Origin of the sequence: Nocardia sp. NPDC059764 (genome assembly GCF_042732555.1) — a bacterium.
Taxonomy (GTDB): domain Bacteria; phylum Actinomycetota; class Actinomycetes; order Mycobacteriales; family Mycobacteriaceae; genus Nocardia.
The window spans coordinates 1-8,655 of sequence record NZ_JBHWHH010000234.1; the positions used below are offsets into that span (position 1 = coordinate 1).

General features: G+C 69.9%; 7 protein-coding genes and 1 rRNA gene. 4 read left to right on the forward strand and 4 right to left on the reverse strand.

The features are described 5' to 3' along the window. From ACFV4K_RS32440 to ACFV4K_RS32450, 3 genes are all read right to left on the reverse strand, one after another. A partial coding sequence (locus ACFV4K_RS32440) for a serine/threonine-protein kinase (protein ID WP_379280074.1) occupies positions 1-909 on the reverse strand: 909 nt, incomplete at its 3' end. A gap of 58 nt (positions 910-967) precedes the next feature. Beyond that, positions 968-1,654 (reverse strand): response regulator, encoded by a 687-nt coding sequence (locus ACFV4K_RS32445; protein WP_379101626.1) that lies wholly within the window; start codon positions 1,652-1,654, stop codon positions 968-970. Then, positions 1,651-2,979, reverse strand: a complete 1,329-nt coding sequence (locus ACFV4K_RS32450; protein ID WP_379280075.1) for a sensor histidine kinase — start codon at positions 2,977-2,979, stop codon at positions 1,651-1,653. The genes ACFV4K_RS32445 and ACFV4K_RS32450 overlap by 4 nt, the downstream gene beginning before the upstream one ends. Before the next feature lie 184 nt (positions 2,980-3,163). On the opposite strand from ACFV4K_RS32450, the gene ACFV4K_RS32455 reads away from it, so the two are divergent. From ACFV4K_RS32455 to gatB, 4 genes are read left to right on the forward strand one after another with little or no spacing between them, the layout of a single operon-like run. Continuing rightward, a complete protein-coding gene (locus ACFV4K_RS32455) occupies positions 3,164-3,511 on the forward strand; it encodes a hypothetical protein (protein WP_379280076.1) in 348 nt (115 codons plus the stop codon). A 40-nt stretch (positions 3,512-3,551) separates the two neighbouring features. After that, positions 3,552-4,346 (forward strand): ABC transporter ATP-binding protein, encoded by a 795-nt coding sequence (locus tag ACFV4K_RS32460; protein ID WP_379280077.1) that lies wholly within the window; start codon positions 3,552-3,554, stop codon positions 4,344-4,346. Further along, positions 4,343-6,838, forward strand: coding sequence for an FtsX-like permease family protein (locus ACFV4K_RS32465; RefSeq protein WP_379280078.1), 2,496 nt, complete (start codon positions 4,343-4,345; stop codon positions 6,836-6,838). Before ACFV4K_RS32460 ends, ACFV4K_RS32465 begins: the two co-directional genes overlap by 4 nt. 24 nt (positions 6,839-6,862) lie before the next feature. Further along, entirely contained in the window at positions 6,863-8,377 is a 1,515-nt protein-coding gene (gene gatB, locus ACFV4K_RS32470) for an Asp-tRNA(Asn)/Glu-tRNA(Gln) amidotransferase subunit GatB (RefSeq protein WP_379280079.1), read from the forward strand. On the opposite strand, the gene ACFV4K_RS32475 is transcribed toward gatB, so the two are convergent. Next, positions 8,367-8,655, reverse strand: a 16S ribosomal RNA gene (locus ACFV4K_RS32475); the annotation flags it as partial. The genes gatB and ACFV4K_RS32475 overlap by 11 nt on opposite strands.

The following is an 8,655-nucleotide window of genomic DNA, read 5'->3' on the forward strand; positions in this document are numbered from 1 at the left end:
CGGCACGGTCCGGCCGGGCCGCGGCGGCTGACCCGGCGCGCCCTGGCCACCGGCGCCCGGCATATTCGGGGGCATACCCTGACCGGCCAGCGCGGCGCGGGCGGCCCGCGCGAATTCGCCCGCGGTGTAGAAGCGGTCGTTCGGGTCCTTGGCGAGCGCCTTGCCGATCACCGCGTCCAGGGCGGGCGGAATCCCGCCGCGCAGCATGCTGGTCAGCGGCGGCGCCTCGGACAGGTGCGCGCGAATCAGCACGCTCATATTGTCGGCCGGGAACGGCTTGTCGCCGGTGAGGCATTCGTGCAGCACGCAGCCCAGCGAGTAGATGTCGGCGCGGCCGGAGACCGGACCCGCGTCGAACCGCTCGGGGGCCATGTAGGCGTAGGAGCCCACGGCCGTGCCGGTCATGGTGATGGTGGAGTCGCCCTCGGCGCGCGCGATGCCGAAGTCCGCGAGATATGCGAAATCCGCATCAGTGACGAGGATGTTGGCGGGTTTCACGTCGCGGTGCACCAGCCCCGAATAGTGCGCGGCGTCCAGCGCGGCGGCCACCTGCTCGATGATCCCGATGACCCGCAGCGGCGGCAGCGCCCCCGAACCGTCCAGCAGCGAGCGCAGATCGCGGCCGCGCACCAGCCGCATGTCGATGTAGAGGACGCCGTCGATCTCGCCCCAGTCGTGGATGGGGATGATGTGCGGCTCCGCCAGCCGGGCCGCCGCCTGCGACTCGCGCCGGAAACGCTCCTGGTAGGAGGGATCTTTGGCGAGCTCGGCGGGCAGCAGCTTGAGCGCGACGACCCGATCCTTGGACGTGTCGTAGGCCTCGTAGACCTCGCCCATGCCGCCCTTGCCGAGCAGCGAGCGCAACTCGTACGGCCCGAACCTGCTCCCGGCCCGCGATGGCGCATCCACCCCGTCAAACCTCCACACTCTTGGGAGGGAAGCAGACGAGGGCCCGCGACCCACCCCTCTAGGAGGTGGATTCTCCCGGTGCGACTACGCCGTGGTCAAACGCAAAGACGATGGCAGCGGAGCGGTCGCGTAACCCGAGCTTCCCGAAGATATGTCCCACATGGCTCTTCACCGTTACTTCGGAGATGCCGAGCGCGGTCGCGATCTCCGCGTTGACCCGGCCTCTGCCGATGAGTCCGAGCACCTCGAGCTCGCGAACCGTGAGCTCGGACAGGCGATTGCCGGCGGGCGCCGGGGTGGGGCGCGCCGAACGGTAGGTATTCAGGACACGCGGGGTGACGGTCGGGTCCAGCCATGAGCCGCCGCCCGCGACCGTGCGGACGGCGCGGATCAGATCCTCGGCGGGGGAGTCCTTGAGCAGGAACCCGGCCGCGCCCGCGCGCAGCGCGCCGGACAGCAGTTGGTCGTCGTCGAAGGTGGTCAGCACCAGCACCGGGGGCGCGTCGGGGGCGGCGCGCAGGGTGCGGGTGGCCTCGATGCCGCCGATCCGCTTCATCCGCAGGTCCATCAGAACCAGGTCGGGGCGGTGGGCGGCGACCGCGGCGGGCACCTCGTCCCCGTCGGAGCATTCGCTCACCAGGAAACCGTCTCGGCGGCGCAGGATCCGGCGCAGTCCACCGCGGACCAGTTCCTGGTCGTCGACGACGAGGACGCCGATCAGTTCCTCGTCCGAGCGGTCGGTCACATACCCTCCTGGGCGGTCTTGCGGAACAGCGATTGCAGCAGCGACTGCAGGTGGTCGTCGGCGGCGGTGAAGCCGCAGGGCACGGTCCCGGTCAGCGGGATGTGCGCGAACACCCGCCAGCCGTCGTCGTCGGGTCCCGCGGTGAGCCGCCCGGCCAGCGGTGCGACCCGCTGCCGCATGCCGGAGATGCCCATGCCGTTCCCGGCCCGCGGGGCCGCCCCGGCCGCCAGCGTATTGGTCACGGTGACCTCTATGTACTTGGGGTGCAACTGGATTCGTAGCCGCGCCCGCTCACCGGGGGCGTGCTTGGCGACATTGGCCAGCGACTCCTGGCAGATCCGGTACATGGCCAGGCCCACCCCGGCGGTCACCGCGGACCGGTCGCCCTCGAGGCGATAGTCGACCGTCACCCCGGCCCGTACGAAGTCCGACACCAGTTCGTCGATGTCGTCGAGATCCGGCTCCGGTGCGAGCGTGGTCGGCCGGTCGCCGAGCAGGCCGACGGTACGCCGGATATCGGCCATGGCCTGCCGGCCCAGCCGTTCGGCGTCGGAGAGCGCGTCGATCGCGTCGTCCACGTCCCGGTCGGTCTGCAGGGCGTGCCGGGCGGCCGTCACGTGCAACAGGGTGATGCTCAGCGAATGCGCGATCACGTCGTGCACCTCGCGGGCGATGCGGCGGCGCTCCTCGTCGGCCGCGGCCCGCGCGCGAATGTCCTGGTAGTCGCGCTCCTGATACAGGTAGCGGCGCTGAAAATTGAGCAGCTGGCCGGTGAACCAGGCGAACAGGATGCCGAGTGCGAACCAGGTGAATCCCTCGATGTGCCCGATCGATTCGAAGAACGTGAGCTCGGCGAACATGACCAGGGCCACCGGCACGCTCACCGCCGGGCCGGTGATGGCCGCGATCTCCCCGGCGATGATGATCAGGACCAGCGGCGCGACGTCCAGCGGGACCGGCTGGGTCAGGAACAATGCGGCGGCGGCCACGGTCAGCGTGGCGAGCAGTACGGGCCGCGGCTTGAAGTCCAGGATGATGCACGGCGGACCGGTCACGCAGATGAGCATGAGCGCGACCACCGCGACGACGCCCGGGAAGTACCCGGCCACCACCCGCTGCACGAAGGCCACGGTGGCGACCGTGCACATCATGGAATCCACCAGGATGGCCATCGACGCGGGGTAGTCGAACCCCGTCGACTCCACCCAGCGCTGGTAGTCGGCGAACGGATTGCGTACGAATCGCCGGAACCCCACGCCGACGCGGCGCAGTCCCTCCAGCAACTCCTGCCCCAGGGCGGCGGGGGTGGCGCTGGTCACGTTCATTCTGCAAGGCTATCCGTCGAATCAGACGGCGTACATCGTCCGGCGGCAGGGGTGCGTCTCCTACCGGGGTAGGAGGTCAAGTCGCGTCCGCGGCACGAAGACAGGGGCGGCGGGCCGCTCGTAGTTTTGGGGACAACAGCCGACACGTCCGCCACCAGCGGGCGTTCAACGAGAGGTTGGCGTCATGTCCTGGGCAGATCTTCACGCTCGCACCGACATTCTGCACACCGTCCTGGACCGGGCGGCGCGCCGCGACTTCGCGCGAAATCCCGTCGACCCCACGCTCTTCCACGAGCTGCCGGACCTGGACCGGCTCTTCGGCGGGCCCGAGGGCGTGCTGCTGGCGCTGCGGAACCGCTGGGAGAACCACCTGACCGTGAAACTCGAGAACGCAATGGAGAAAGGCATTTTGGCGCAAGAGGCGTACGCCGAACTCTGCGCCGAGCAGCCCGCGCTGCGCGCTGTGCTCGATGCCTACGACACCGATCACCTGTACCATCGCCGACCACGCCTGCGCGCGCTGGCCGGCTGACCGCACGACACCGATGGCACTGATCTTCGAGGGGTAGACCATGCTGGAATTGACCGACGTCACCAAGGAATACCGGGTGGGTGAGCAGGCCGTGCGCGCCCTCGACGGCGTCAGCCTGCGGATCGGGGCGGGGGAGTTCACCGCGATCATCGGGCCCTCCGGCTCCGGCAAGAGCACCATGCTGCACCTGCTCGGCGCGCTGGACTCGCCGGACTCCGGGTCGATTCGCTTCCAGGACAAGGAGATCGGCGACCTGGACGACGACGCGCAGTCCGAATTCCGGCGGCACCGGGTCGGTTTCATCTTCCAGTTCTTCAACCTGCTGCCCACCCTCACCGCGTGGGAGAACATCGCCATCCCGAAACTGCTGGACGGCACCGGACTGCGCAAGGCCAAGCCGCGCGCCCTCGAACTGCTCGACCTGGTCGGACTCGGCGAACGCGCCGACCACCGGCCCGCGGAACTATCCGGCGGGCAGATGCAGCGCGTGGCGGTGGCGCGGGCGCTGATCATGGACCCGCCGCTCATCCTCGCCGATGAGCCCACCGGCAACCTGGACTCCAAGACCGGGGCCTCGATCCTGCGACTGCTGGCCGACATCACCGAGGCGGGGAACTCGGTGGTCATGGTCACCCACGACATGGGGGCGGTGCGGTACTGCGATCGCGTGATCAACCTGCGCGACGGGCGGATCGGGTCCATCGACCGGGTCGAACGGGGCGATGACGGGGAGGTCCGGACGATTCCCGAGGCCGGGCACGACGGCTCCGAGTCCGCCGTCGCGCCTGGCTCGAAGGGCGCCGCCGCGAACGGCGCCGGGGCGGTGCGCGCATGATCCGCGCCGCCTGGGACCGCCTCCGGCTGTTCAATATCGGTGAGCTGCTCGCCCACCGCGCCCGCACCATCATGGCCATGGTGGTGATGGGAGTCTCTGCCGGACTGCTGGTTTCGGTGTTCAGCATCTCCGGCTCCATCACCGGCTCGGTGGACAAACTCACCCACAGCCTCGGCGGCAAGGCCGCGCTCGAGGTCAGCGGCATCACCGACGCCGGCTTCGATCAGGCACTGCTGCAACAGATCCGGACCGTGCCCGGCGTCGAGACGGCCGCGCCGATGCTGCGCCAGTCCATCGGGGCCGACGACGACCGGGCACTGCTCATCGGCGTCGACCAGTCCATCGCACAGCTCGGCAGTGATCTCGGCGGAACGCTGAAAGACCAGGCGGGCAAGCTGCTCACGGTCCCCAACGGCGTGCTGGTGGGCTCCGCCATGGGGCACCGCGAGGGGGAGCGGTTCCAGCTCGGCACGGTGACCGCCACGGTCGCGGGCGTCATCGACGACGCCATCGCCGCCAAGCTCAACGGCGGCCACATCGTGTTCGCGCTGCTGCCGGTGGCGCAGAAGATCACCGACCGGGCCGGGCACATCGACTCGGTGCAGATCGTGCCCGCCCCGGACACCGATGGGGGACAGCTGCGTTCGGACCTGACCAAGGTGGTCGCGGGCCGGGCCGTGGTCGCCGATCCGGACCTGCGCACCGCGCAGGCGGGCGGCGCCATCATGCTGGTGCGCTTCTCCACCCTCGCCTCCTCGGCGGCGGCGCTGATCGTGTCGACCTTCCTCATCTACAACGCCATGAGCATGGCGGTGGCGCAACGCCGTCCGACGCTGTCGCTGTTGCGGGCCATGGGCGGCAGAGGCGGGCCGATGGTGCGCGACCTGCTCACCGAGGCGGCGCTGCTCGGTCTGGTGGGCGGCCTGATCGGCGCGGTCATCGGAATCTTCATGGGCCGCACCGCGATCCATCAGCTGCCCGCGGCGATCGTGAACTCCGTGGAATCGCGCACCGAGTACGAGGTGCCCGGGTACGCGGTGCCGGTGGCGATCGCGGCCTGCGTGCTGGCCAGTGTCGCCGCGGCCGCTCTCGCGGCGCGGCAGGTGTACAAGGTCGCGCCCATCGAGGCGCTGGCCCCGGTCGGCGTCGGCGCGGCCGATCAGGTGAGTCCGCTGCTGCGCTGGTCCGCGGCCGCTCTCGGCCTGATCATGGTGGGCGGCGGCATCGCGGTGGCCGAGGTGGATCTGGGCCGGTATTCGATCGGCGCGATCTCGCTGTCGATCGCCGGATCGGTGGTGCTGTGCTTCGCGGCCACCGGGCCCATCGTGCGCGCCGTCGCCGCGGTGGCCGGACTCTTCGGCGCGCCAGGAGCATTGGGCGCCACGACCATCGAACGCGCGCCGCGCCGGGTGTGGGCCACCGTCATGACGGTCATGATCGGCATCACCGCCATCGTCGCCATGGGCAATGCCAGTCGCAATATGGTCAGCGCCGCCACCGACAGCTTCGAGGGCCTGGGCCGCACCGATGTGTTCGTCAGCCCGACCGCCATGGAGCAGTTCCCCACCGGGCCGCTGCTGCCCGCCGACCTGAAGGCGAAGCTCGCCGCCATCCCCGGCGTCGGCGGAGTCGGTTCGGCGCAAATGGCTTTCGCGACCCTGGGCCGCGGCCGCGTCATGTTGCAGGGCTACGAGGACGGCGTCGCGCGCACCTCGGCGCTGGACAGCGTGGACAAGGCCGAGCAGGCGCGCATGGCCGCGGGCGAGGGCATCGTCATCTCCCGCGACGTGGCCCGCTCCCTCGGCGTCGAGGAGGGCTCCGAACTCACCCTGCCGACCCCGTCCGGCGAACACCGGGTGCAGGTGCTGCGGGTGGTGCCGTACTTCTCCGCCATCGCCGGGGTCGTCGTCCTCGACCTCGACGTCATGCGGCAGTGGTATCAACGGCCCGGCGAGACCATCATCGGCATCGACTTCGCGCCCGGCGCGGACCACACCGCGGTGATGGCCGCCGTCCGCGCCGCCGTGCCCGCCGACATCCACGTCAGCACCGGGCGGCAAGCGGTGGACGCCATCTCGTCGAGCGTCCAGCAGGGCACGGCGATCAGCGCCGCCATCCTCTGGATCGTGGTGCTGGTCGCCACCATCGCCCTGCTCAACACCCTGATGCTGTCGGTCCTGGAACGCCGCCGGGAAATGGGCGTGCTGCGGGCCATGGGCACCAGCCGCCGCTTCCTGCTGCGCAGCGTGCTCACCGAGGCCGCCGGCATCGGACTCACCGGCGCGGCCCTGGGACTGGTGATCGGGTCGGGCGTGCACTATCTGGCGACCGTCGCCCTCGGGCACGCCATCGCCATGGACATCGCCTATCGTCCCAGCCCACTGCTGGTGGTGTACGCGATCATCGCGCTCGGACTGGCCCTGCTCGGGGCGATTCCGCCCGCCCTGCGCGCCGCCCGGATGCCCATCGTGGAGGCCATCGCCGTGGACTGACGGCGGGTAAATAGGATGGAGCGCATGAGCGCAGCGACCGTGGACTTGATGGACTACTCCGATGTCATCGACCGGTACGACCCGGTGCTCGGCATGGAGGTACACGTCGAGCTGGGCACCGCGACCAAGATGTTCTGCGGCTGCCCGACCGAATTCGGCGCCGAGCCCAACACCCAGGTGTGCCCCGTGTGCCTGGGCCTGCCTGGCTCGCTGCCGGTGGTGAACGAGAAGGCCGTCGAGGCCGCGATCCGGATCGGGCTCGCGCTGAACTGCTCCATCACCCCGTGGGGCCGGTTCGCGCGCAAGAACTACTTCTACCCGGACCAGCCGAAGAACTACCAGATCAGCCAGTACGACGAGCCGATCGCCACCAACGGCTACCTGGACGTGGTGCTCGACGACGGCGAGGTCTTCCGCGTCGAGATCGAGCGCGCGCACATGGAGGAGGACACCGGCAAGTCGCTGCACGTCGGTGGCGCCACCGGCCGCATCCACGGCGCGTCGCACTCGCTGCTCGACTACAACCGCGCGGGCGTACCGCTCATCGAGATCGTCACCAAGACCGTCGAGGGCGCGGGTGAGCGCGCCCCCGAGGTGGCGCGGGCCTACGTGACCGCGCTGCGCGAGGTGCTCAAGTCCCTCGACGTGTCCGACGTGAAGATGGAGCAGGGCTCGCTGCGCTGCGACGCCAACGTGTCCCTGATGCCCAAGGGCGCCAAGGAATTCGGCACCCGCACCGAGACCAAGAACGTGAACTCGCTGCGCAGCGTCGAGGTCGCGGTGCGCTTCGAGATGCGCCGCCAGGCCGCGGTGCTGGCCTCCGGCGGCGAGATCCTCATGGAGACCCGTCACTTCCACGAGACCGACGGCACCACCTCGCCGGGCCGCATCAAGGAGACCGCCGAGGACTACCGCTACTTCCCGGAGCCCGACCTCGAGCCCATCGCGCCCGACGCCGCCTGGGTCGAGGAACTGCGCGGCACCATCCCCGAGTACCCGTGGCTGCGCCGCGCCCGCATCCAGTCCGACTGGGGCCTGTCCGGCGAGGTGTTCCGCGACCTGGTCAACGCCGGCGCGCTGGACCTGATCATCGCGACCGTCGACGCGGGCGCCTCGGTCGACGCCGCCCGCTCCTGGTGGGTCGCCTACCTCACGGAAAAGGCCAAGGAGAGCCAGGTTTCGCTCGAGGACCTGCCCATCACCCCCAAGCAGGTCGCCGAGGTGGCCGGGCTGGTCGAGGCCAAGACCATCAACAACAAGGTCGCCAAGCAGGTCGTCGACTTCGTCCTCGCCGGTGAGGGCGAGCCCGCCCAGATCGTCGAGACCAAGGGCCTGGGCATGGTCTCCGACGACTCCGCCCTGCAGTCCGAGGTCGAGAAGGCTCTCGCCGCCAACCCCGACATCGCCGAGAAGATCCGCTCCGGCAAGGTCCAGGCCGCCGGCAAGGTCGTCGGCGACGTCATGAAGGCCACCCGCGGCCAGGCCGACGCCGCCCGCGTCCGCGAACTGGTGCTGGCCGCCTGCGGCGTCGAGGGCTGATCCCGCCCGAGGCACGATCGGCCGCTGCGTATCGGCGGCGCTCGCTGCGACACGTGCGGACGGGAGCCGACCGGCGATAATCGGTGGTTCTTCGCGTTGCGTCGAATTAAGCCACATGCTCCGCCGCTTGTGCGGGCCCCCGTCAATTCCTTTGAGTTTTAGCCTTGCGGCCGTACTCCCCAGGCGGGGCACTTAATGCGTTAGCTGCGGCACGGACAACGTGGAATGTTGCCCACACCTAGTGCCCACCGTTTACGGCGTGGACTACCAGGGTATCT